Genomic DNA, 21,564 nt, shown 5'->3' with positions numbered 1-21,564 from the left:
AAGGCGCTGTCAGGGGCCGATTCCCCGTGGGGCGGGTGGTACCGATAGGTTTTCGAGGTACCAGACCGCTATCGAAAGGGTGATCCGTTGAGCCGCTCGGTTCTCGTCACCGGAGGAAACCGGGGCATCGGCCTCGCCATCGCCCGCGCTTTCGCCGACAACGGCGACAAGGTCGCGATCACCTACCGCTCCGGCGAGCCGCCCCAGGTACTCACCGAGGCGGGCTGCCTCGCGGTCCGCTGCGACATCACGGACGCCGAACAGGTGGAGCAGGCCTACAAGGAGATCGAGGAAAAGCACGGTCCCGTCGAGGTGCTGGTCGCCAACGCCGGTATCACCAAGGACCAGTTGCTGATGCGGATGTCCGAGGACGACTTCACGTCCGTACTCGACACCAACCTCACCGGCACCTTCCGGGTCGTCAAGCGTGCCAACCGCGGCATGCTGCGCGCCAAGAAGGGCCGCGTCGTCCTCATCTCCTCCGTCGTCGGGCTCCTCGGCTCGGCCGGGCAGGCGAACTATGCCGCCTCCAAGGCGGGTCTGGTCGGCTTCGCCCGGTCGCTGGCCCGTGAACTCGGCTCGCGGAACATCACCTTCAACGTCGTCGCACCCGGCTTCGTCGACACCGACATGACCCAGGTGCTCACCGAGGAGCAGCGCAAGGGCATCGTGTCCCAGGTGCCGCTCGGCCGCTACGCGCAGCCCGAGGAGATCGCCGCCGCAGTGCGCTTCCTCGCTTCTGACGACGCGTCGTACATCACTGGAGCCGTCATTCCCGTTGACGGCGGATTGGGCATGGGTCACTGATCACCATGAGCGGAATTCTCGACGGCAAGCGCATCCTCATCACCGGTGTGCTGATGGAGTCGTCCATCGCCTTCCACACCGCCAAGGTGGCCCAGGAGCAGGGTGCCGAAGTCATCCTGACCGCCTTCCCCCGGCCCACGCTGACGGAGCGCATCGCCAAGAAGCTGCCGAAGCCGGCCAAGGTCATCGAGCTGGATGTGACCAACGCCGAGCACCTGGACCGTCTCGCCGGTCTGGTCCGTGACGAGCTCGGTTCGCTCGACGGCGTCGTGCACTCCATCGGCTTCGCGCCGCAGGACGCGCTCGGCGGCAACTTCCTGAACACCCCGTTCGAGTCCGTCTCCACCGCGATGCACGTCTCGGCGTTCTCGCTGAAGTCGCTCGCCATGGCCTGCAAGCCGCTGATGAGCGAGGGTGGCTCGATCGTGGGTCTCACCTTCGACGCGCAGTACGCCTGGCCGCAGTACGACTGGATGGGCCCGGCCAAGGCCGCGCTGGAGGCCACCTCCCGCTACCTCGCTCGTGACCTGGGCAAGGAAGACATCCGCTGCAATCTGATCTCGGCCGGACCGATCGGCTCCATGGCCGCGAAGTCCATCCCGGGCTTCTCCGAGCTCGCGGACGTGTGGAACACCCGCTCCCCGCTGGCCTGGAACATGGCGGACCCGGAGCCGGCCGGCCGCGGTGTCGTCGCCCTGCTCTCGGACTTCTTCCCGAAGACCACGGGCGAGATCATCCACGTCGACGGTGGCGTGCACATGATGGGTGCCTGATCCCGCACAACAGGCTGTGACACGGCCGCGTACCGCCTCCGATGAGGCGGTACGCGGCCGTCGTGCGTCCGGGCCCGGCCCCGGCCCGCTCAAGTCGAAAAGATGGTCGATCCACCGCAGAATGTGGTGGAACCGGACTTTTGGTCAGGCTGCGGGGAGGAGGTCGCTGTGCGCTCCACACGTCGCCGGACCTGGACGCTGCTGGCGGCCTCCATAGCCGTCAGCGCACTTCTCGTCCCCGTAGCCATATCCATGGCGGGGCGGGCAGGAGCCGGGGCGTCCGCGCCCGTCGCTCCGAGCCCCGACCCCGCCGGATCCGAATGCCGTACGTCGGTCCGGGGCTCTCGCGTCGTCGCCTACTGCCACAACCCCTACCCCTCCACCGACCGCGTGCAGCTGCACACCGAATGCCGCCGCTGGTGGGACATAGACGCGGACGCCACCCCGGTCGACGTGGGACCGGGACAGACCGTGCGGCTCGACGACCGCTGCTGGAAGGAAGTCGGCTCCGTCTGGATCACACACCGGGTGCAGGACACGCTCCAGCGCCGTCCGGCCTAGACCGGCCTAGACCCGGTCCACCAGACAGCTCAGCGCATGACTCGCGGCCTCGGCCGCCGCCGTCTCCGCGTCCCCGGCCCGGATCGCCTCGACCAGCCGGCCGTGGTCCATGTGATTCTCCGGTCGCAGCTCATGACCGACATCGACCCTGAGATAGTCGCGCAGCAGATCGCCCAGGTCGGCGTAGAGGCCGGTCAGCACGTCGTTGTGCGAGGCCGCGACCACGGCCAGATGCAGCGTCGCGTCCGCCGCGACGAACGCCTCGGCGTCGCCCGCGGCCCAGGTCTCCTCCCGGCGCGCCATCAGCGTGTCCAGTTGCTTCAGATCCCGCTCGGTGCGCCGGGCAGCGGCCAGCCGCGCCGCCGACGACTCCAGGGTGGAGCGCAGCTCGGCGACATGGCGCGGATCGGCGGAGGCGAAACGGCGGTGCATCACCCCGGCCAGTTCGCTGATGGCGACGACATAGGTGCCCGAGCCCTGCCGGATGTCGAGCAGGCCGTTGTGCGCGAGCGCGCGCACGGCCTCGCGGACGGTGTTACGGGCCACCCCCAGCTGCTCCACCAGCTCGGGCTCGGTGGGAATCCGTGAACCCACGGGCCACTCGCCCGAGGTGATCTGATTCCTCAGCTGGGCAATCACCTGGTCGGCGAGTGCCGAACGCCGCGGAGACGTCAGCGCCATGGTGCTCCTTGCTCGGGTTGCTGGGGTGATGAAGGGTGATGAGGGGTGATGGGGTTGCTCTGCCTGCTGCGAATGGTCTCAGAGGCGCTCTCGAAGGATTGGACAATCAATCATCCCATGATTCTATGATGGGCCTCATGCCCGACGACAAGACCCAGTACCGGACCCGGCCCCTGAGCCCCGCCAGCACGGCGGACGCCCCCACGAAAACCCCGGCCCCGCAAGCCTCACAGGCCCCGCAGACGGCACAGGCCGCCGCCGGGCCTTCCCCATGGCTGCTCCGGCTGGTCACCATCGGGCTCGTCCTCGCCGCGCTCAACCTCCGCCCCGCCATCACCAGCCTCGGCGCACTCCTCGAAGAGGTGCAGGGCGGGCTGCACATGAGCGCCGGCGTCGCCGGTGTCCTCACCTCCGTACCGCCGCTCTGCTTCGCGGTCTTCGGCATCATGGCGCCCCGCCTCGCCCGCCGCTTCGGCCCGGGCGCGGTCGTCTGCGCCGGCATGATCGCCATCACCGCCGGTCTGGTGATCCGGCCCCTCGTCGGTGGCACGGCCGGCTTCCTCGCCGCGAGCGCGCTGGCCCTCATGGGCATCGCCGTCAGCAACGTCCTGATGCCGGTGATCGTCAAGCGCTGGTTCCCGGACCGCGTCGGCTCCATGACCGGGCTCTACTCGATGTCTCTGGCCCTCGGCACCTCGCTCGCCGCCGCAGTGACCGTGCCCATGACCCATGCGCTGGGCGGCAGCTGGAAGGCGGGCCTCGGTATCTGGGCCGTGCTCGCCGCCGCCGCGATCCTGCCCTGGATCCCGCTGGTACGGGACCGGCGCGGTACCTCCGGGCAGTCCGCCGCCCACCACCAGGACGTCCCGGCTCTCAGGATCACCCGCAGCCGTACCGCCTGGGGCCTGGCCTGCTTCTTCGGGCTGCAGGCCACCGCCGCGTACATCACCATGGGATGGATGCCGCAGATCTTCCGCGACGCGGGGGTCTCGGCCGGCACCGCGGGCGTTCTGCTCGCCGTGACCATGGCGATGGGCGTGCCGCTCGCCTTCGTCATCCCCAAAGTCGCCACCCGGATGAAGACTCAGGGCCCGGTAGTCGTCGTCCTCGGCAGCTGCGGGCTCATCGGATACGCGGGCCTCTACCTCGCACCGGCCGGCGGGGCCTGGGCCTGGGCGCTGCTCCTCGGCATCTCGAACTGCGCCTTCCCGCTCGCCCTGACCATGATCGGCATGCGGTCCCGCAGCGGCGCCGGGGTGGTCCGGCTGTCCGCGTTCGCACAGTCCACCGGCTATCTGATCTCGATCCCCGGCCCGCTGCTCGTCGGCGTGCTCCATCAGCACAGCGGTGGCTGGGGGCTGCCGATCGCACTGATGGCGGGCCTCATGGTGCCGCAGATGGTGGCCGGGATCCTGGCCGGGCGGGACCGGACGATCGAGGACGAATGCTGAGATGCGAGACTGAGCCCATGTCTCCTGTGCTCGACCCGAATCCCCAGAACGGTCAGAAGAAGCTCCTCCTCGTGCTCGGGGCGATGCTGCTGGTCACCGTGATCATCGCGGTGATCGCCTCGGTCGCATCCCCCTGAGCCACGTGACCCCCGACGGCCGATGGTGGGGCTGGCACCACCATCCCCTAGGGGGCCAGGGTCAGAGTCAAGTGGGTGGGTCACCGGATGGGACCGGCACCCCCGCATCCGTAGGTTCTGGGTATCAGAACCGATGACCCACGGAGGCGGACATGTCGGCCCGTACGCACACCCGGTCCACCCACCCGGCCATGGGCAGCGTCGAGGTCCGGCTGCCGTGGTGGGCCATCGCACTGCCCGCGATCGGGTTCGCCGCGCTCCTGCTGTTGATCGTGGGATCCGGCGAGGCGCACGCGGCGACGACCGACCCCGCGGTCGGCCGGTTGCTTGAGCGAATCATGACCCTGATGACCCGCTGACGGCGCCCGCACCCACCGCGGGAGCCCTTCAACACCCTGCGCCGGGCGGCACATTTCGTGCGAAGCTGAGGTGTATGAGCGTCGATACACCTCGCAGGATCGTCCTTCTCAGGCATGCAAAGGCGGAATGGTCGCAGGATTCCGACCATGAGCGGCCGCTCGCGGAGCGCGGCCGCAAGGATGCCCCCGTCGCAGGCCGCAAACTCGTCGACTCCGGGATCGTCCTCGATCTGGCCCTCTGCTCGACCGCTGTCAGGACGCGCGAGACGTGGAAGCTGGCGGTTCACGAGATGCCGCACCGTCCCAGGACCGTGTACGAGGAGCGACTGTACGAGGCGTCTCCCGGTGAGCTGATCGCCCTGATCAACGAGACCCCCGACGATGTGCATGACCTTCTGGTGATCGGCCACAACCCCGGTATGCACGCCGTCGCCGACGCCCTCTCGGAATCGGCCGAGGGCGACGCCCTGGCCCGGATGAACCGCGGCGGCTTCCCGACCGCCGCCTTCGCCGTCGTCCAGTTCTCCGGCTCCTGGAAGGGCGTGGAGCACGGAGTGGGCAAGCTGGTCGAGTACTGGACGCCCAACGACTGATCCCGCTGTCGTACGGATTCCGCTGCCGTACGGTTTTCCGCTGTCGTACGAGCAGGACCCCGGTACGGAAACGACCGGGGCCCTGCTCGTACGCGGGTACGCGTCAGTCGACGAGACCGTCGGCGGCCTCGACCTCCTCGCGGGTAATGCCGAGCAGGTACAGCACCGTGTCCAGGAACGGTACGTTCACCGCGGTGTGCGCGGCCTCGCGGACCACCGGCTTGGCGTTGAAGGCCACCCCGAGCCCGGCGGTGTTCAGCATGTCGAGGTCGTTCGCACCGTCACCGATCGCGACGGTCTGTGCCAGCGGAACCCCGGCCTGCGCGGCGAAACTGCGCAGCAGCCGGGCCTTGCCGGCCCGGTCGACGATGTCGCCGACGACCCGTCCGGTGAGCTTTCCGTCGACTACTTCCAAGGTGTTGGCAGAGGCGAAGTCGAGCCCGAGCCGTTCCTTCAGATCGTCGGTCACCTGGGTGAACCCGCCCGAAACCACACCCACTTGGTAACCGAGCCGCTTCAGCGTACGGATCAGGGTGCGGGCGCCCGGCGTCAGCCGCACCTCGGCGCGCACCTTGTCCACCACCGACACATCGAGCCCCGCCAACAGCGCCACCCGTGCGTGCAGCGACTGCTCGAAGTCGAGCTCGCCGCGCATGGCCTGCTCGGTCACTTCGGCGACCTTGTCCTCGCAGCCGGCATGGGCGGCGAAGAGCTCGATGACCTCGTCCTGGATGAGCGTCGAGTCGACGTCCATGACGACCAGCCGCTGCGCCCGGCGGCTCAGCCCGGCCGACACCACCGCCACATCGACACCGATCCCGGCGGACTCCGTCGCCAGCGCCGTCCGCAGCTCCTCGGTCCCGGTGCCGGACACCGCGAACTCGACTGCCGTGACCGGATACTTCGCGAGCCGGAAGATCCGGTCGATGTTCCCGCCGGTCGAGGTGATCGTGGCCGCTATGGCGGCGGTCGACTCCGCGGTCAACGGGTGCCCGAGCACCGTCACATGGGAACGCCCGTAGCCGCGCGGCCGGTTGTCACCCGTACCGGAGATGATCTCGGCCTGCAGCTTCAGCGAATCGGCCCAGCTGTGCACGGTCGCCCGCAGGTCGCCCTCGGTGGTGCCGCCCGCGGTCGGAGCGGTGACCAGCGCGCACAGGACGATGCGGCCACGGGTGACGACCTGTTCGATGTCGACGACATCGACCGAGTAGGCGGCGAGGGTGTCGAAGAGCCCGGCAGTGATCCCGGGGCGGTCCTTCCCGAAGATCTTCACGAGAAGGGTGGGTGTGTCCGTGCCCCGACGGGACTCAGGGGGCTCAGGAGACGGGGAAGACTGAGGTGGCTGAGATGCGCTCATGGTGTTCCCACCGTATCGGTCCGCCTCATCGCACCGGAGGCCCGTCCCGAGGACCGGACAGCGCGTCGTCCCCGTACCCCCGCCCGGACCACAGGCAGGGCGACGGACGGCACGCGCTCGGGCACGCCCGGCGACCGGAGGCGGATCCGAGCGGACCGGGGTGCCTCGGGCCGGCCTGTTCGCTCAAGGTCCGCACGCACTCGTACGCACCCATCGGACTTGCCGCTCCCCGAGCCCGTTCCTCCCGATTCGACGGCACAACGACGCAGGTCTCGGCAGGGTCTTCACCCCGCCCGACTTTCGTATCGGGGACTGCTCCTGGAATAGTTCCCCACGATGTTCAGCATCCCTAGACTCCCTGTGATGGGGGTAACTCGGGGGACAACTAGTGGGGCGCGGAGTGCCGGAACTCGTACTGGAATTGAATGGCAGGACCTGGACGCTCGATCCGTCCAGGTCGTACACCCTTGGGCGCGATCCGCAGGGCGACCTGACGATCGACGACGCCAGGGTGTCGTGGCGGCATGCCACGATCAGCTGGGGGGGCCACAGTTGGTTCATCGAGGACCACGGCAGCACCAACGGCACCTATGTGCAGGGCCGGCGGATCCATCAACTGGAAATCGGGCCCGGCTCCGCCGTGCACCTGGGCAATGCCACTGACGGACCGCGGCTGAGCATGGGCGCCGCAGCGGGCGCCGATGTGTACAGCGGGCAGGGCGCGGGCGCGCAGCAGGCCCCCGGCCAGCAGCCCCAGCAGGGTGGCGCCGGCCGGGCCGGCCAGCAGGCCCCCGTTCCGCCGCAGCAACAGCCGCAGCAGGGCTGGCAGCAGGCCCCTCAGGTCCAGCCGCAACAGCAGCCCGCGCAGCCCCAACAGCACCAGGTCCCGCATCAGCAGGGCATGGCGAAGACGCCCGGCGCGGACGGGCCCGGCGGTGCCGCGGGGGCGCCGTCGGTCTACGGCGACCGCAGCCCGACCACGTTCCACCAGTTCGCCCTCGGCCGTGTCATGCGCATCGGTCGTGCGCTCGAGAACGAACTGGTCGTCTCCGACCTCCAGGTCTCGCGCCACCACGCCGAGTTCCACGCGACGCCCGACGGCCGCTTCGAGATCCGTGACCTCGGATCCCACAACGGCACCTATGTCAACGGCCAGCCACTCTCCAAGTCCGGCTCCGCGCTCATCGGCCCGAACGACATCGTCGGCGTCGGCCACTCGACCTTCCGCCTGGTCGGCGACCGGCTGGAAGAGTTCGTCGACACCGGTGAGGTCTCCTTCTCCGCCCGCCATCTCACGGTGACGGTCGACGGCGGGAAGCAGATCCTCAAGGACGTCTCCTTCGGCGTCCCGGAGAAGTCGCTCATCGCGGTCATCGGCCCGTCAGGATCCGGCAAGTCCACCTTGCTCAAGGCGCTCACCGGCTACCGGCCCGCCAACCAGGGCGATGTCCTCTACGACAACCGGAACCTGTACAAGCAGTTCGCCGAGCTGCGCCAGCGTATCGGCCTGGTCCCGCAGGACGACATCCTGCACAAGGAACTCACGGTCACCAAGGCCCTCAAGTACGCGGCCAAGCTCCGCTTCCCCGCGGACACCACCGAGGCCGAGCGCCAGGCCCGGATCCTCGAAGTCCTTGCCGAGCTCAAGCTCGACATCCACAAGGACAAGAAGGTCACCTCGCTCTCCGGTGGTCAGCGCAAGCGTGTCTCCGTGGCCCTGGAGCTGCTCACCAAGCCGTCGCTGATCTTCCTGGACGAGCCGACCTCCGGCCTCGACCCGGGCATGGACCGCGATGTCATGCAGCTGCTGCGCGGCCTGGCCGACGACGGCCGTACGGTCCTCGTCGTCACGCACTCCGTGGCCGAGCTGGCGATCTGCGACAAGCTGCTCGTCATGGCGCCGGGCGGTTCCGTCGCCTACTTCGGCCCGCCGGAGGAAGCGCTCAACTTCTTCGGCTACACCACGTGGGCCGATGTCTTCTCCGCGTTCGAGAACTACCGCGACTACGACTGGTCGGGCCGCTGGCGCGGTTCGCAGCACTACCAGATGTACGCCGCGGACATCGACGCCGTCGCCCCGCAGCCCATGCACATGTCGCCCCCGCAGCAGCTGCGACCGCCCAAGCCGCAGAGCTGGACGGCTCAGCTGTTCACACTGATGCGCCGATACGTCTCGGTGATCGCGTCCGACAAGGGCTTCATGGGCCTGATGGTGATCCTGCCCGCCGTGCTCGGCATCGTCAGCGTGGTCATCCCGGCCAAGTTCGGCCTGGCCCCGCCGGACCCGCCGTCCCGGTTCAACAGCGCCGCCGGAACGATCATGCTGATCCTCGCGGTCGGCATGTGCTTCTCCGGCGCGGCCAACTCCGTACGAGAACTGATCAAGGAACGCGTCATCTACGAACGGGAACGGGCCACCGGTCTCTCCCGTTCCGCCTATCTGATGTCCAAGGTGATCGTCCTCGGCGTGATCACGGCCATCCAGGGCGTCATCATCTGCGGCATCGGATTCTCCACCCGTGAGCTGCCCGCAGAGGGTCTGATCATGCCGCCGGCCGTCGAGCTCTGCCTGACGATCACCGCGCTCGGCTTCACCTCGATGATGTTCGGCCTGGTCATCTCCTCGCTGGTGAAGACCTCCGAGAAGACGATGCCGCTGCTGGTCATGTTCGCGATCGTCCAGGTCGTCTTCACCGGCATCCTCTTCCAGGTGTACGGATCGCCCGGCCTGGAGCAGTTCGCCTGGCTGATGCCGTCCCGCTGGGCCATCGCCGGCGCGGGCACGACGCTCGACCTCTCGCACCTCATGGCGCCGTGGGACCCGAAGAACCCGACCGACCTGGACCCGCTGTGGGAGCACTCGGCAGGCCAGTGGGGGATCAACATCTCGGTGCTGCTGTTGCTCGGCATCATCTGCGGCATCGCGGTCGCGCGACTGCTGCGCCGCCACGAGCCGGAGGTCATGCGCAAGTAGGCGCGGGCACCGGCAAGGAACACCGAAGGGCGGCACCCCCGCGCGGGGTGCCGCCCTTCGGCGTATGCGTATGTCGTCCGAGGGCGTCCGGAGTCGATCAGTACGCGCTGTTGACGTTGTCGATCGAGCCGTAACGGTCGGCGGCGTAGTTGGCCGAGGCGGTGATGTTGGCGACCGGGTCGTACTGGCTGAAGGCCGTGCCGGGAACGTGGTACGCGTCGAACGTCGGCTTGATGATCTGCAGCAGGCCGATGGACGGAACGCCGTTCCGGGCGTTGATGTCCCAGCCGTTGATCGCGTTCGGGTTACCGCTGGACTCCCGGATGATGTTGCGGTGCAGACCGTCGTACGAGCCGGGGATGCCGCGCGACTTCATGATGTCCAGGGCCTCCCGGATCCAGCCGTCCAGGTTGTTGGCGTAGACCGGGGTACGGGCCTCGGAGCGGCTGGCGGCCTGCGTCCCGGTGCGCTCGGCGACGGCCTTGGCCTTCGCCTCGGCCCGGGCCTTGACCTCGGCGGCGGCGGCCTTGGCCTTCGCGGCGGCCTGGGCCTTCGCCTTGACGGCGGCGGCCTCCTTGGCCCTGGCGAGGTCGGCGGCCTTCACCAGCTGCTCGGCGGTGGAGTGCTGCTCGATGAGGCTGGCCTGAACAGTCTTGACCTGCGGAGTACCGGCGACCGATGCCAGGGCCACGGGAGCGGCGGACACGGGGGTCTGCGCCTCGGGCTTGCCTTCGGCATTGGCGGGGACGAGCGAGAACGAGAGCGATGCGACAGCGATGGCGGAGATACCCGCGACGGAGAGCTTCTGCGTCTTGTTCAGTCGACGACGACGGCCGGGGATGCTGGACACGGACATACAGGACCTCTAACGAATCGCGGGAGTCCTCACGGAGGACGAAGACGGGAAGCGGTGTTTTCGCATCTCCGTCGGGGACGAGTGCAATTCTTAGCGTCAGCAAAATCCCGTGGCAAAGGTGTGACGTACGACCTCGGATAGTGGATCACGGTCGCGCTCGAACGTGGCGGTCCACGCTCATGACCACTGATGTGGCGCTTGTCTATCCACTAGCCGGCTTCGTAAGTGACGTGGGTCCTATGCCCGGCCTCACATCGACCGTGCAACAAACTGACCAACCGTTGCTGCAGCAATTCGGAGTGTGAGGTCCCGGCCCTGAAAGCGGCAGCTGGACGTCCCCCGACTCATGCCGGAGGTACCGATGGCGAAGCGCCTGGGCGTATCCGTACGCCAGGGCGTCCCGCCCCGCGACCACCGCAGACATCAGCAGATACGAGGCCTCAGGCTCGTGTGCGGCCCGGACGGCAGGCCGTCCACCGCCGTCGTGCGCTTCCGCCGACGCGGTGTGCAGTGTCAGCGGGGCACCGGGCGGTGAACGGCCGCGCGGCGCTCGGCATCTCCGTCGAACCGCTGCCGTCGGCGGAGGGCAGCGCGAACACGGTCCGGTACGCGGACAGCGGCTGATCCCGCTCCGGGTACGCGTAGCGGACCGGCCGCCCGCGCCCACCACAGCAGCCCCGGCACATCCACCGGCACCTGCGCCCACCACAGCCGAGCCCCGGCACATCCACCGGCACCTGCGCCCACCACAGCCGCGCCCCCTGGCCCGCACCGTCCAAGGGCTCCTCCAGCACGAGCCGCGAGCCGCTCGGCAGAGGGGCGACCGTCCCGGCCGGACCACCGGGGCGCGGCACCGTCGCCCGTGCCGTCCGGCCGACGCGGTTCCACGCCCACCGCTCGTCCTCGCCCCCTGTGGAGAAGTGCACCACCACCACCACCCGGGCACCTCTCACCCGCCCGTTCACCGCGGCGGCTGCCGCCGGCTCCGCTCGGTGCCCGGCGTCCATGACATCCCCGGCAACGCCGGCCACCTGCGTCCCGTACCGGTCGCCCAGCTCCTTCACGGTCCGCGCCGGCACCCCTGCCGACCTGGCATCCCGCACAGATCCCGGCCCCGCCGCGCGAGCTCCGCCCCCAGCGCGTGCCCCAGCCCCTTGGAAGCAACGTGATCACTGCGACAGGCATGACAACCGTCCCCTGGTTACGTGGGCAAGCACCGATGAACCTTGGCACCCCCCCAACGCACAAACGCCGCCCCACGCAGGCGCCGCGTCCTGTAGTCGCACCACCGCAAGGCACTTCGGCCTGGGACCACAGGACCTGGACCGGACCTAGTCCCTGCGTCCCGGCCGGCACCGTCCACAGGCCGATACGGCGTCCCCGCCCCGCCGGTACGGTGAGGCCATGAGTCATCGCCCACAGTCGGGCCTCGCAGCGGTCAGCGCCGCGCTGCTCGCCATGAGCCGGCATCTCGAAGTGCGTGATGTCCTGAAGACGATCGTCGCCTCGGCCCGCCGGCTGCTGGACGCCGAGTACGCCGCCCTGGGCGTCCCCGACGACCACGGCGGTTTCGCCCAGTTCGTCGTCGACGGCGTCAGCGACGAGCAGTGGAAGGCCATCGGTCCCCTGCCCCGGCAGCACGGCGTCCTCGCCGCGATGCTCCACGAGGCGAAGCCCGAGCGACTTGCCGACGTCCGCAAGGATCCCCGCTTCGAGGGCTGGCCCGACGCCCACCCCGACATGTCCGACTTCCTCGGCCTGCCCATCAGGGACGGCGACGAGATCATCGGCGCGCTCTTCCTCGCCAACAAGCGCTGCCCCAAACCCGAGGGCAGCTGCGGCTTCACCGCCGAGGACGAGGAACTGCTGTCGATCCTCGCGCAGCATGCGGCGATCGCCCTCACCAACGCCCGGCTGTACGAACGCAGTCGCGAGCTCACCATCGCCGAGGAGCGCTCCCGGCTCGCCCATGAGCTGCACGACGCGGTCAGTCAGAAGCTGTTCTCACTGCGGCTCACGGCCCAGGCCGCCACCGCCCTGGTGGACCGCGACCCGGCCCGAGCCAAGGGCGAGCTCCACCAGGTCGCCGCGCTCGCCGCGGAAGCCGTGGAAGAGCTGCGTGCCGCCGTCGTCGAACTGCGCCCGGCCGCGCTCGACGAGGACGGCCTCATTGCCACACTCCGTACCCAGATCCAGGTCCTGGACCGCGCCCACGCGGCCCGGGTCACCTTCGAGAGCCTGGGCGTACGGGCCCTGCCCGCCGCCCAGGAAGAAGCGCTGCTCCGCGTCTCCCAGGAGGCCCTGCACAACGCGCTGCGCCACTCGGGCGCCGAGCACGTCGACGTGACCCTGGCCCGGCACGGCAGCGGCACGCTGCTGCGGATCACCGACGACGGCAGTGGCTTCGAACCCACGGCGACCCGGCAGGCAGGCCGCCACCTGGGCCTGGTGTCGATGCGGGACCGCGCAAGCGGTGTCGGCGGAAGGCTCACCGTTGAATCGGCGCCCGGCAAGGGCACCACGATCGAGATGGAGGTACCCGGTGGCTGACAAGATCATCAGGGTGCTGGTGGTCGACGACCACCAGGTGGTCCGCCGCGGTCTGCGTACATTCCTGGAGATCCAGGACGACATAGAAGTGGTCGGCGAGGCGTCCGACGGTGCCGAGGGAGTGGCCAGGGCCGAGGAGCTCCGCCCCGACGTCGTCCTCATGGACATCAAGATGCCCGGCACCGACGGGATCGAGGCCCTGCGCAAGCTCCGCGAGCTGGAGAACCCGGCCAAGGTCCTCATCGTCACCAGTTTCACCGAGCAGCGCACCGTGGTCCCCGCCCTGCGAGCCGGAGCCTCCGGTTACGTATACAAGGACGTCGACCCGGATGCCCTGGCCGGCGCCATCCGCTCGGTGTACGCGGGCCACGTCCTGCTCCAGCCGGAGGTCGCGGGAGCCCTGCTCGCCCAGGACGACGCGGGCGGCGGTACGGGCCGGGGGAGCACCCTCACCGAACGGGAGCGGGATGTGCTGGGCCTGATCGCCGACGGCCGGTCCAACCGCGAGATCGCGCGGGCGCTGGTCCTCTCCGAGAAGACAGTCAAGACACACGTCTCGAACATTCTGATGAAGCTGGATCTCTCGGACCGGACCCAGGCGGCCCTCTGGGCTGTCCGGCACGGGGCGGCAGGCTGACGGCACCGAAGCGGACTGTTTCCCTCCGGACCGAGATTCATACTGTCGGGTGTATGTCACCCGGACGGCGCAACCTGTTCGACCCTGAGGCGTTCTCCAGGGTGCTGCGGCGGCTTGCCGCAGCCACGCTAGGAGGATCCTGAAGTGAAGAACCTGAAGAAGGCCGCAGCCGTCACCATGATCGCCGGTGGAATCATCGCCGCCGGTGCCGGCGCGGCCTCCGCCACCGGCCACGGCGCCGGCGCCCACGGTGCCGCGACCCACTCCCCGGGCGTGGTCAGCGGCAACGTCGTCCAGGTCCCGGTGCACATTCCGGTGAACGTCGTCGGCAACACCGTCAACGTGATCGGCCTGCTCAACCCGGCCTTCGGCAACCTCGGCCTGAACCGCTGACCGACCTCACGGTCCTGTGTCGCCGGCCGGGCGCATCGAGCCCGCCCGGCGGCATCCGGAGCCCACTCCGGCACACTCGAGCCCGCCCGGCGATCGAGGACGAAACGGCTCCCGGACGGCTCCGGGCAAGCAAGACACCTCGCCCAGGCCTATCGCTCCCGCTCCTCCACATACGCGTTGTACGCGGCAACCTGCGCCCGCCGGGCCACCCGCTCCACCGGCCTCAGCGCCTCCTGCCGAGCCGCGATCTCCGACGCGCTCACCGCCCCGCCGTGCCCGTTCTCGTACGCCACCGAGATCAACAGCCCGACCCGCTGCGCCAGCTCCAGCACCCGCACCGCCCGCGGCGGATACCCCGGAGCCAGCACCTCGCGCCCTCGCTCCGTCCGTGCCCGGTACGCATCCACCGCAGCCTCCGCCACCGGCCCGGAACCGGCCACATCCAACCGCGACAGCACCGCTGTCGCATCCCGCAACGCCTCCGCGAGCTCCCGCTCCGCCTCACCCAGCGACGGCACATCGGCCGGCGGCGCCTCCCGTACCGGCAGACAACGCCACACCACTTCGACGTGCAGATCCCCGTCCGGGCCCACCTCACGCACCTCTGGAACCAGTCCGTACGGCGCACCGAACGCGACCACCGCCTCCTCGGCATCCAACGCCCGCGCATTGAAGTCGGGCGGCCCGCTCAGCCCCAGTGGATGCCCGGGTGCCGGCAGCGCGACCCGGAAACCGGTCACCCCCAGACTCCGCAACCGCCCGAGCGCCAGCGTGAGCCCGACAGGCCCCGTCTCACCCGGCAGTCCCTCGACGCGGTGCACCGCGTCCTCCCCGACAATGGCGAGCGCCGCGTCGTCCGGCGACACAAGTCCGGCCAGCAGTGCGTTTCCCCAAGCGGCCAGCAGCCCTGAGCGTGGTTCCGAAAGCATGGGAACAGCCTAGGGAACGGACCCGGGGCCTGTCGTCACGCGGGCCCAGCGCCGGGAGCTCTCCTGCGGTGGCGTAGATTTCCCTGGGAGCTGTGCCCACAGGCACGCGACGATCTCGACACTGCATGGGGAGACAACGCGCCATGAGCGATGTACTGGAGCTGGTGGACGTATCCGTGGTCCGCGACGGACGCGCTCTGGTGGACGACGTCTCCTGGCAGGTCAAGGAGGGGGAGCGCTGGGTCATCCTCGGCCCGAACGGCGCCGGCAAGACCACCCTCCTCAACATCGCGTCCAGCTACCTCTTCCCGAGCACCGGCACCGCCAAGATCCTCGGTGAGCAGCTCGGCGGCGTCGGCACCGATGTCTTCGAACTCCGCCCGCGCATCGGTATCGCGGGCATCGCCATGGCCGAGAAGCTGCCCAGGCGCCAGACCGTTCTGCAGACGGTGCTCACCGCCGCCTACGGCATGACCGCCACCTGGCACGAGAACTACGAAGCCGTCGACGAGGAGCGCGCCCGTGCCTTCCTCGACCGGCTCGGCATGACCGAGTACCTCGACCGCAAGTTCGGCACCCTGTCCGAGGGCGAGCGCAAGCGCACCCTGATCGCCCGCGCCATGATGACCGACCCCGAGCTGCTGCTCCTCGACGAGCCCGCCGCGGGTCTCGACCTCGGGGGCCGCGAGGACCTGGTCCGCCGCCTCGGCCGACTGGCCCGCGACCCGTATGCCCCCTCCATGATCATGGTCACCCACCATGTCGAGGAGATCGCCCCCGGCTTCACCCACGTCCTGATGATCCGCCAGGGCAAGGTGCTCGCCGCGGGCCCCATGGAGACCGAGCTCAGCTCCCGCAACCTCTCCCTCTGCTTCGGCCTGCCGCTCGTCGTCGAGCACACCGGCGACCGCTACACGGCCCACGGACTGCCGCTCTCGTAGCCGCAGCCGGACGACGCTCTCCGGACACAACGCCGCAGCCGACCGCCCGCGCCCTGTCCGCGAGGGCACCCGCAGTCCTACCATGACCACGTGGACATCGACGCGTGGGTGTGGTGGCTGATCGGCGCGGTGGGACTGGGCATTCCGCTCGTCCTGACCGCGATGCCCGAGTTCGGCATGTTCGCTGTCGGAGCGGTCGCCGCGGCAGTCGTCGCGGCACTCGGCGGCGGTATCGTGGCCCAAGTACTGGTATTCGTCGCGGTCTCCGTGGCCCTCATCGCCGTGGTCCGCCCGATCGCCGCCAGACACCGTACCGACCGGCCCCAACTCGCCACCGGCATCGATGCGCTGAAAGGCCGTCAGGCTCTCGTCCTGGAACGGGTCGACGGCAGCGGCGGCCGGATCAAGCTGGCCGGAGAGATCTGGTCCGCCCGCGCACTCGACGAGGGCCAGAGCTTCGATCCGGGCCAACAGGTCGATGTCGTCGACATCGACGGAGCTACGGCAGTCGTCATGTGACCGAACCACCCACACAGCAGAGCGCGTTCTGGCAGACTCGATGTCGATCATCATGAGATCGGGGCCGTCGAGGCATACGGCCCCTCTCGCGATCTCGACCTCGATCATCGCGATCCGTCGGCAACCGAAGGGCAACGAGGAACACGATGCAACCGATCATCATCGTCCTGATCATTCTGGTGGTGCTCGTCTTCATCGCCCTGATCAAGACAATCCAGGTCATCCCGCAGGCCAGCGCCGCCATCGTGGAGCGCTTCGGCCGCTACACCCGCACGCTCAACGCAGGCCTGAACATCGTCGTTCCATTCATCGACTCCATCAGGAACCGCATCGACCTCCGTGAACAGGTCGTGCCGTTCCCGCCCCAGCCGGTGATCACCCAGGACAACCTGGTCGTCAATATCGACACCGTCATCTACTACCAGGTGACCGACGCAAGGGCCGCGACCTACGAAGTCGCCAGCTACATCCAGGCGATCGAACAGCTCACCGTCACCACCCTTCGCAACATCATCGGCGGCATGGACCTGGAGCGGACCCTGACCTCCCGTGAGGAGATCAACGCCGCCCTGCGCGGAGTCCTCGACGAGGCGACCGGCAAGTGGGGCATCCGCGTCAACCGCGTCGAGCTCAAGGCGATCGAACCGCCCACCTCCATCCAGGACTCGATGGAGAAGCAGATGCGCGCCGACCGCGACAAGCGCGCCGCGATCCTCCAGGCCGAAGGAACCCGGCAGTCCGCGATCCTCACCGCCGAGGGCGAGAAGCAGTCCGCGATCCTGCGCGCCGAAGGTGAGGCCAAGGCCTCGGCCCTGCGCGCCGAGGGCGAGGCCCAGGCCATTCGTACGGTCTTCGAGTCCATCCATGCCGGCGACCCGGACCAGAAGCTCCTCTCGTACCAGTACCTCCAGATGCTCCCGAAGATCGCCGAGGGCGACGCCAACAAGCTCTGGATCGTGCCCAGCGAGATCGGCGACGCCCTCAAGGGCCTCAGCGGGGCCTTCGGCAACCTCGGCAACGGCGTCCCCGGATTCGACACCGGCAAGGAACGCCGAGAGCAGCCCCCGGTCGACTGACGCGTACACGCCCTCGTGCATGATCAGTGCACCAAGCACCGATCATGCACGGGGGATTCACCATGACCACCTGGGAGATGCTCGCCGTCTTCGTCGCGGGCATCAGCGCCGGCACGATCAACACGATCGTCGGGTCGGGAACGCTGATCACCTTCCCGGTGCTGCTCGCCACCGGCCTGCCCCCGGTCACGGCCACCGTTTCCAACGCCCTCGGTCTGATCCCCGGTTCCATCAGCGGGGCCATCGGCTACCGTGAGGAACTCGCAGGACAGGGCCGTCGCGTCCGCAAGCTCGCCATCGGCGCCCTGATCGGCGGCCTCACCGGGGCCACCCTGCTGCTGGCCCTGCCCTCCACGGCCTTCGAGACGATCGTGCCGATCCTGGTGGCCCTGGCCCTCGTCCTGGTCATCCTGCAACCACGCATCAGCAAAGCGGTCCAGCGCAGACGCGAACACACCGGAACCCCCGCCCGCCCCGACGGCGGCCCGCTCCTCTTCGCCGGACTGATGCTCGCCAGCGTCTACGGCGGCTACTTCACCGCCGCCCAGGGGATCATCTACCTCTCCCTGATGGGCATGCTGCTCGACGACACGATGCAGCGTCTCAATGCCGTCAAGAACGTCCTGGCCGCCGTTGTCAACAGCATCGCCGCGCTCTTCTTCCTCTTCGTCGCGGACTTCGACTGGACGGCCGTCGTACTGATCGCGGTCGGCTCCGCACTCGGCGGCCAGATCGGCGCCAAGATCGGCCGCCGCCTCAGCCCCACCGTCCTGCGCATACTCGTCGTCGCGGTCGGCACGGTCGCCATCGTCCAGCTGCTGCTCCGCTGATACACGGATGCCCACCTCCCAAAGAGACAGGCATCCAATGCGACAACATGCGTACGCCGACTACGCCGCGGTGCGGTCCAGCCACTCCGGCAGCGCCGACCGCTCACCTGCCCCCAGAGCCAGCAGCATCGCCTCCGCCGGAGACGGTACGAACGGCTGCCGCAGCAACGGCATCCCCGCCTGCTCCGGCGTCCGGGCCGCCTTGCGGTGATTGTCCTCGGCGCAGGACGCCACCGTGTTCAGCCAGGTGTCCTGACCGCCCTGGGCACGCGGCACCACATGGTCGACGGTGCTCGCCCGCCGCCCGCAGTACGCGCACCGCTGCTGGTCCCGTATCAGCACGCCCCTTCTGGACCACGGAGCCTGTCTTCGGAACGGCACCCGTACGTACCGGCAGAGCCTGATCACCCGGGGCACCGGAATATCCACGGCGGCGCCACGCATACGGAGATCGGGGTGCGACTGCTCGACGACAGCCTTGTCCTGCAGAATCAGCACCACCGCACGGTTCAGCGTCACCGTCGACAGCGGCTCGAAGCTCGCGTTCAGTACCAGCGTGTCCCGCATCTCGCCCACCTCCCGTGTGCCGCCCGCCCCCTGGCAGGCCCGGATCAACTCTGGCTGGGCAGGCCGTGATGGACAACGCAATAAAAATGCCCTGCCCTGATCTCTCCAGGACCAGGGCAGGGCAAACAGCAGGGGAACTCTCGGATCACCGGGTACTAGGCGGGACCCGTGTACTCACCGATCAGCTGAGCACGGCCCAGCGCGTGGAACCGCAGATTGAATCCGACGACCGCGGGCGACACATCGCTGTCGACACCCAGCTTCTCGCTGTCCACCGCGTACACGGTGAAGACATAGCGGTGGTTCTCACCGGCCGGCGGCGCGGCACCGCCGAAGTCCTTCGACCCGTAGTCGTTACGGACCTGTACGGCACCGGCCGGCAGGCCCTCGAACTTCCCGCTGCCCGCACCGGCCGGCAGCTCCGTGACCGACGCCGGGATGTCGAAGAGCACCCAGTGCCAGAATCCGCTGCCCGTAGGGGCATCGGGATCGAAGCAGGTCACGGCGAAACTCTTGGTCCGATCCGGGAACCCCTCCCACCGCAGCTGCGGTGAGGTGTTCCCGGCCGCGAACACCTGGGCCTCCGCCAGCACAGCCCCGGGCGCGAGATCCTCGCTCACCACCGTGAACGACGGCACCTCGGGATGGAAGTCGTGCGGCAGCGGCGCCCTCTTCGGCTCGGTCACGTCAGCACCTCTCCTGATCGCTCTCCTGCTGTCAGCAGGTCTCCCGCCGACCCTAGAGCCAGTTGCGCTGACCGCCGACCTGGGCGAGCCATTGATTGAGGTAAGCCGCCCAGTCGGTCCCCTGGAAGTCGTTCAGCCCGACCTTGAACGCGCGGTACGAGTCGCTGCCCTCGCTGAAGAGCCCCGGCTTCTTGTCCATCTCCAGGACGACGTCCATCTCGCGGTCGTCCGCGACGAACGTCAGCTCCACCTGGTTCAGCCCGCGGTACTGCTGCGGCGGGAAGAACTCGATCTCCTGGTAGAACGGCAGCCGCTGGCGCGTACCGCGAATGTGGCCGCGCTCCATGTCCGCACTGCGGAAGCCGAAGCCGAGCTGCCCGAAGGCGTCGAGAATGGCCTGCTGGGCCGGGAGCGGGTGCACATTGATCGGGTCCAGGTCGCCCGAGTCCAGCGCCCGCGCGATCTCCAGCTCCGTGGTCACGCCGATGTTCATGCCGTGCAGATGCTGACCGGCGAACATCGTGATCGGCGTCTCCCACGGAATTTCGAGCCCGAACGGTACGACGTGCACGGCACCGGCCCGCGCCTCGAACGCGCCACCGAGCCGAAGCTTGGTGAACTCGATGTCCTGCTTCGTCTCCGTGTCCTGGCCCTCGACCTCGACCCGGGCCTGCAGACCGACGGAGAGCCCCTCGATCTGCTGATCCACGGATCCGCCCTGGATCCGCACCTCGCCCTGGACGACCCCACCGGGTACGACATTGAGTTCGGTCAGCTCGGTCTCCACCGACGCACCACCGGCACCCATGCTCGCGAGCAGCCGCTTGAAGCCCATGTTTACTCCTCCTTGGTCCTGACCCCTAGATACGCGCCACGACCGTGGTCGGTTCCCGGTAACCTCGAACGCCATGATCGAGGGCTTGGAACGTACGCCACTGACACGCGACTTCTTCGACCGCCCCGTACTGGACGTGGCACCCGATCTCCTGGGCCGGACTCTGGTGCGCACCACCCCCGACGGTCCCATCGAACTCCGCCTCACCGAGGTGGAGGCCTACGCCGGCGAGATCGACCCCGGATCGCATGCGTTCAGAGGCCGCACCCCACGCAACAGCGTCATGTACGGACCACCCGGCCACGCGTACGTCTACTTCACTTACGGCATGTGGCACTGCCTCAACCTGGTGTGCGGCCCGGAGGGCAAGGCAAGCGGTGTCCTGCTCCGCGCCGGCGACATCCAGGTCGGCGCCGACCTCACCCGCAAACGTCGAATCTCGGCCCGTAATGACAAGGAACTGGCCAAAGGCCCGGCCCGACTGGCCACCGCTCTCGATGTCGACCGCGCACTGAACGGCACCGACGCCATCGCCCACCCCGGCGCCCCGCTGTCCGTACTGCACGGCACCCCACCACTCCGCGACCAGGTACGCAACGGTCCGCGTACCGGAGTGGGCGGCGACGGAGCCACACACCCGTGGCGCTTCTGGATCGACGGAGACCCCACGGTGAGCCCCTACAGAGCCCACGTGCCACGCCGCCGCGCAACTTGACTCGCCCTTGGGGGCCGCCTAATGTAGCCCGAGCCGCTTGAAACGGGCACTGCTATCGGTACGGTCCATCGGACCACACCGAGCATCCGGAAGCGGCCAACCACTACCTACGACTCACCCTGACGGGTGCGAATTCGGCATGCCGTAATTCGACCCCATCGACTCGATTATGAGTCGCCAAGGAAATCGGTTAATGTAGTGGACACGCCGAAAGGCAAAGGCCACTCCAAAGGCCATCGGAATTCAAATTCGGACCGGAAACGGAACGGAAAAGAAGTCTGGTAAGGTTGGAACCGCCGGAAAGGGAAACGCGAAAGCGAAGAACTGGAAAGCG

Annotated in this window: 24 protein-coding genes; 16 read left to right on the top strand and 8 right to left on the bottom strand. The window is 68.6% G+C overall.

Annotated features, from left to right (window positions below):
• Positions 1-87: 87 nt before the first annotated feature.
• From fabG to ACIPEK_RS42335, 3 genes are all read left to right on the top strand, one after another.
• Complete coding sequence (gene fabG, locus ACIPEK_RS42345; protein ID WP_383080696.1) at positions 88-807, top strand: 3-oxoacyl-[acyl-carrier-protein] reductase; 720 nt, start codon at positions 88-90, stop codon at positions 805-807.
• 5 nt (positions 808-812) lie between these two features.
• Entirely contained in the window at positions 813-1,580 is a 768-nt protein-coding gene (gene fabI, locus ACIPEK_RS42340) for an enoyl-ACP reductase FabI (RefSeq protein WP_402007669.1), read from the top strand.
• 168 nt (positions 1,581-1,748) lie between these two features.
• Positions 1,749-2,141 (top strand): hypothetical protein, encoded by a 393-nt coding sequence (locus ACIPEK_RS42335; protein ID WP_402007667.1) that lies wholly within the window; start codon positions 1,749-1,751, stop codon positions 2,139-2,141.
• A 6-nt stretch (positions 2,142-2,147) separates the two neighbouring features.
• Here ACIPEK_RS42335 and ACIPEK_RS42330 read toward each other — a convergent pair whose 3' ends face one another.
• Entirely contained in the window at positions 2,148-2,822 is a 675-nt protein-coding gene (locus ACIPEK_RS42330) for a FadR/GntR family transcriptional regulator (RefSeq protein WP_383080687.1), read from the bottom strand.
• A 137-nt stretch (positions 2,823-2,959) separates the two neighbouring features.
• Between ACIPEK_RS42330 and ACIPEK_RS42325 the strand changes: the two genes are divergently transcribed.
• The 4 genes from ACIPEK_RS42325 (at position 2,960) to ACIPEK_RS42310 (ending at position 5,362) form a co-directional block, all read left to right on the top strand.
• Entirely contained in the window at positions 2,960-4,273 is a 1,314-nt protein-coding gene (locus ACIPEK_RS42325; protein ID WP_402007665.1) for a CynX/NimT family MFS transporter, read from the top strand.
• Positions 4,274-4,299: 26 nt separating this feature from the next.
• Complete coding sequence (locus ACIPEK_RS42320) at positions 4,300-4,410, top strand: SGM_5486 family transporter-associated protein (protein WP_266365722.1); 111 nt, start codon at positions 4,300-4,302, stop codon at positions 4,408-4,410.
• 152 nt (positions 4,411-4,562) lie between these two features.
• Entirely contained in the window at positions 4,563-4,769 is a 207-nt protein-coding gene (locus ACIPEK_RS42315; protein WP_383080682.1) for a hypothetical protein, read from the top strand.
• Positions 4,770-4,843: 74 nt separating this feature from the next.
• Entirely contained in the window at positions 4,844-5,362 is a 519-nt protein-coding gene (locus ACIPEK_RS42310; RefSeq protein WP_402007663.1) for a SixA phosphatase family protein, read from the top strand.
• A gap of 103 nt (positions 5,363-5,465) precedes the next feature.
• Here the strand turns inward: ACIPEK_RS42310 and serB are convergent, their stop codons facing one another.
• Positions 5,466-6,722, bottom strand: coding sequence for a phosphoserine phosphatase SerB (serB, locus tag ACIPEK_RS42305; protein WP_383080679.1), 1,257 nt, complete (start codon positions 6,720-6,722; stop codon positions 5,466-5,468).
• A 388-nt stretch (positions 6,723-7,110) separates the two neighbouring features.
• On the opposite strand from serB, the gene ACIPEK_RS42300 reads away from it, so the two are divergent.
• The gene (locus ACIPEK_RS42300; RefSeq protein WP_402007661.1) at positions 7,111-9,696 is read left to right on the top strand and encodes an FHA domain-containing protein; all 2,586 of its coding nucleotides are present in this window, start codon (positions 7,111-7,113) and stop codon (positions 9,694-9,696) included.
• Positions 9,697-9,793: 97 nt separating this feature from the next.
• Here the strand turns inward: ACIPEK_RS42300 and ACIPEK_RS42295 are convergent, their stop codons facing one another.
• Both ACIPEK_RS42295 and ACIPEK_RS42290 read right to left on the bottom strand, forming a co-directional pair.
• Positions 9,794-10,552 (bottom strand): transglycosylase SLT domain-containing protein, encoded by a 759-nt coding sequence (locus ACIPEK_RS42295; RefSeq protein ID WP_402007659.1) that lies wholly within the window; start codon positions 10,550-10,552, stop codon positions 9,794-9,796.
• A 440-nt stretch (positions 10,553-10,992) separates the two neighbouring features.
• The gene (locus tag ACIPEK_RS42290) at positions 10,993-11,631 is read right to left on the bottom strand and encodes a hypothetical protein (RefSeq protein ID WP_402007657.1); all 639 of its coding nucleotides are present in this window, start codon (positions 11,629-11,631) and stop codon (positions 10,993-10,995) included.
• 325 nt (positions 11,632-11,956) lie between these two features.
• Here ACIPEK_RS42290 and ACIPEK_RS42285 point away from each other — a divergent pair, with 325 nt between their 5' ends.
• The 3 genes from ACIPEK_RS42285 to ACIPEK_RS42275 all read left to right on the top strand — a co-directional run bounded on the left by ACIPEK_RS42285 (position 11,957) and on the right by ACIPEK_RS42275 (position 14,132).
• Complete coding sequence (locus ACIPEK_RS42285; protein WP_402007655.1) at positions 11,957-13,102, top strand: GAF domain-containing sensor histidine kinase; 1,146 nt, start codon at positions 11,957-11,959, stop codon at positions 13,100-13,102.
• Positions 13,095-13,739 carry a response regulator gene (locus ACIPEK_RS42280; protein ID WP_402007653.1) on the top strand — a complete coding sequence of 215 codons (645 nt, stop codon included), beginning with the start codon at positions 13,095-13,097 and terminating at the stop codon, positions 13,737-13,739. The genes ACIPEK_RS42285 and ACIPEK_RS42280 overlap by 8 nt, the downstream gene beginning before the upstream one ends.
• A gap of 144 nt (positions 13,740-13,883) precedes the next feature.
• The gene (locus tag ACIPEK_RS42275; RefSeq protein ID WP_383081416.1) at positions 13,884-14,132 is read left to right on the top strand and encodes a chaplin; all 249 of its coding nucleotides are present in this window, start codon (positions 13,884-13,886) and stop codon (positions 14,130-14,132) included.
• Between the two features lie 149 nt (positions 14,133-14,281).
• Here ACIPEK_RS42275 and ACIPEK_RS42270 read toward each other — a convergent pair whose 3' ends face one another.
• Positions 14,282-15,061: a hypothetical protein gene (locus tag ACIPEK_RS42270; RefSeq protein WP_351259236.1), complete on the bottom strand. Its 780-nt coding sequence runs from the start codon at positions 15,059-15,061 to the stop codon at positions 14,282-14,284.
• 143 nt (positions 15,062-15,204) lie between these two features.
• On the opposite strand from ACIPEK_RS42270, the gene ACIPEK_RS42265 reads away from it, so the two are divergent.
• From ACIPEK_RS42265 to ACIPEK_RS42250, 4 genes are all read left to right on the top strand, one after another.
• Entirely contained in the window at positions 15,205-16,002 is a 798-nt protein-coding gene (locus ACIPEK_RS42265) for an ABC transporter ATP-binding protein (protein WP_114243799.1), read from the top strand.
• Positions 16,003-16,092: 90 nt separating this feature from the next.
• The gene (locus ACIPEK_RS42260; RefSeq protein ID WP_383081421.1) at positions 16,093-16,521 is read left to right on the top strand and encodes an NfeD family protein; all 429 of its coding nucleotides are present in this window, start codon (positions 16,093-16,095) and stop codon (positions 16,519-16,521) included.
• Positions 16,522-16,667: 146 nt separating this feature from the next.
• On the top strand, positions 16,668-17,597 hold the full coding sequence (locus tag ACIPEK_RS42255) for an SPFH domain-containing protein (RefSeq protein WP_266745381.1): 930 nt from the start codon (positions 16,668-16,670) through the stop codon (positions 17,595-17,597).
• Positions 17,598-17,659: 62 nt separating this feature from the next.
• The gene (locus ACIPEK_RS42250) at positions 17,660-18,427 is read left to right on the top strand and encodes a sulfite exporter TauE/SafE family protein (protein WP_402007650.1); all 768 of its coding nucleotides are present in this window, start codon (positions 17,660-17,662) and stop codon (positions 18,425-18,427) included.
• 60 nt (positions 18,428-18,487) lie between these two features.
• On the opposite strand, the gene ACIPEK_RS42245 is transcribed toward ACIPEK_RS42250, so the two are convergent.
• The 3 genes from ACIPEK_RS42245 to ACIPEK_RS42235 form a co-directional block, all read right to left on the bottom strand.
• Positions 18,488-18,994 carry an HNH endonuclease gene (locus ACIPEK_RS42245; RefSeq protein ID WP_383081429.1) on the bottom strand — a complete coding sequence of 169 codons (507 nt, stop codon included), beginning with the start codon at positions 18,992-18,994 and terminating at the stop codon, positions 18,488-18,490.
• A gap of 155 nt (positions 18,995-19,149) precedes the next feature.
• Positions 19,150-19,680, bottom strand: coding sequence for a YbhB/YbcL family Raf kinase inhibitor-like protein (locus ACIPEK_RS42240; RefSeq protein WP_402007648.1), 531 nt, complete (start codon positions 19,678-19,680; stop codon positions 19,150-19,152).
• 52 nt (positions 19,681-19,732) lie between these two features.
• Positions 19,733-20,515 carry a sporulation protein gene (locus ACIPEK_RS42235; RefSeq protein WP_383081435.1) on the bottom strand — a complete coding sequence of 261 codons (783 nt, stop codon included), beginning with the start codon at positions 20,513-20,515 and terminating at the stop codon, positions 19,733-19,735.
• Between the two features lie 73 nt (positions 20,516-20,588).
• Here ACIPEK_RS42235 and ACIPEK_RS42230 point away from each other — a divergent pair, with 73 nt between their 5' ends.
• Complete coding sequence (locus ACIPEK_RS42230; RefSeq protein WP_402007646.1) at positions 20,589-21,230, top strand: DNA-3-methyladenine glycosylase; 642 nt, start codon at positions 20,589-20,591, stop codon at positions 21,228-21,230.
• The last annotated feature ends 334 nt before the right edge of the window (positions 21,231-21,564 follow it).

Origin of the sequence: Streptomyces sp. NPDC088246, assembly GCF_044741025.1 — a bacterium.
In the GTDB taxonomy this organism is placed as follows: Bacteria; Actinomycetota; Actinomycetes; order Streptomycetales; family Streptomycetaceae; genus Streptomyces.
Note: the sequence above shows the minus strand (reverse complement) of the source record. Positions and strands in the feature narration are given on the sequence as shown.

Bases quoted from the DNA above. Each gene is read 5' to 3' on its own strand.
- ACIPEK_RS42230 (WP_402007646.1), top strand. From the start codon at position 20,589: ATGATCGAGGGCTTGGAACGTACGCCACTGACACGCGACTTCTTCGAC.
- ACIPEK_RS42235 (WP_383081435.1), bottom strand. From the start codon at position 20,515: ATGGGCTTCAAGCGGCTGCTCGCGAGCATGGGTGCCGGTGGTGCGTCG.
- fabI (WP_402007669.1), top strand. From the start codon at position 813: ATGAGCGGAATTCTCGACGGCAAGCGCATCCTCATCACCGGTGTGCTG.
- ACIPEK_RS42310 (WP_402007663.1), top strand. From the start codon at position 4,844: ATGAGCGTCGATACACCTCGCAGGATCGTCCTTCTCAGGCATGCAAAG.
- ACIPEK_RS42245 (WP_383081429.1), bottom strand. From the start codon at position 18,994: ATGCGGGACACGCTGGTACTGAACGCGAGCTTCGAGCCGCTGTCGACG.
- ACIPEK_RS42325 (WP_402007665.1), top strand. From the start codon at position 2,960: ATGCCCGACGACAAGACCCAGTACCGGACCCGGCCCCTGAGCCCCGCC.
- ACIPEK_RS42250 (WP_402007650.1), top strand. From the start codon at position 17,660: ATGACCACCTGGGAGATGCTCGCCGTCTTCGTCGCGGGCATCAGCGCC.
- ACIPEK_RS42315 (WP_383080682.1), top strand. From the start codon at position 4,563: ATGTCGGCCCGTACGCACACCCGGTCCACCCACCCGGCCATGGGCAGC.
- serB (WP_383080679.1), bottom strand. From the start codon at position 6,722: ATGAGCGCATCTCAGCCACCTCAGTCTTCCCCGTCTCCTGAGCCCCCT.
- ACIPEK_RS42285 (WP_402007655.1), top strand. From the start codon at position 11,957: ATGAGTCATCGCCCACAGTCGGGCCTCGCAGCGGTCAGCGCCGCGCTG.
- ACIPEK_RS42330 (WP_383080687.1), bottom strand. From the start codon at position 2,822: ATGGCGCTGACGTCTCCGCGGCGTTCGGCACTCGCCGACCAGGTGATT.
- ACIPEK_RS42270 (WP_351259236.1), bottom strand. From the start codon at position 15,061: ATGCTTTCGGAACCACGCTCAGGGCTGCTGGCCGCTTGGGGAAACGCA.
- ACIPEK_RS42265 (WP_114243799.1), top strand. From the start codon at position 15,205: ATGAGCGATGTACTGGAGCTGGTGGACGTATCCGTGGTCCGCGACGGA.
- ACIPEK_RS42295 (WP_402007659.1), bottom strand. From the start codon at position 10,552: ATGTCCGTGTCCAGCATCCCCGGCCGTCGTCGTCGACTGAACAAGACG.
- ACIPEK_RS42255 (WP_266745381.1), top strand. From the start codon at position 16,668: ATGCAACCGATCATCATCGTCCTGATCATTCTGGTGGTGCTCGTCTTC.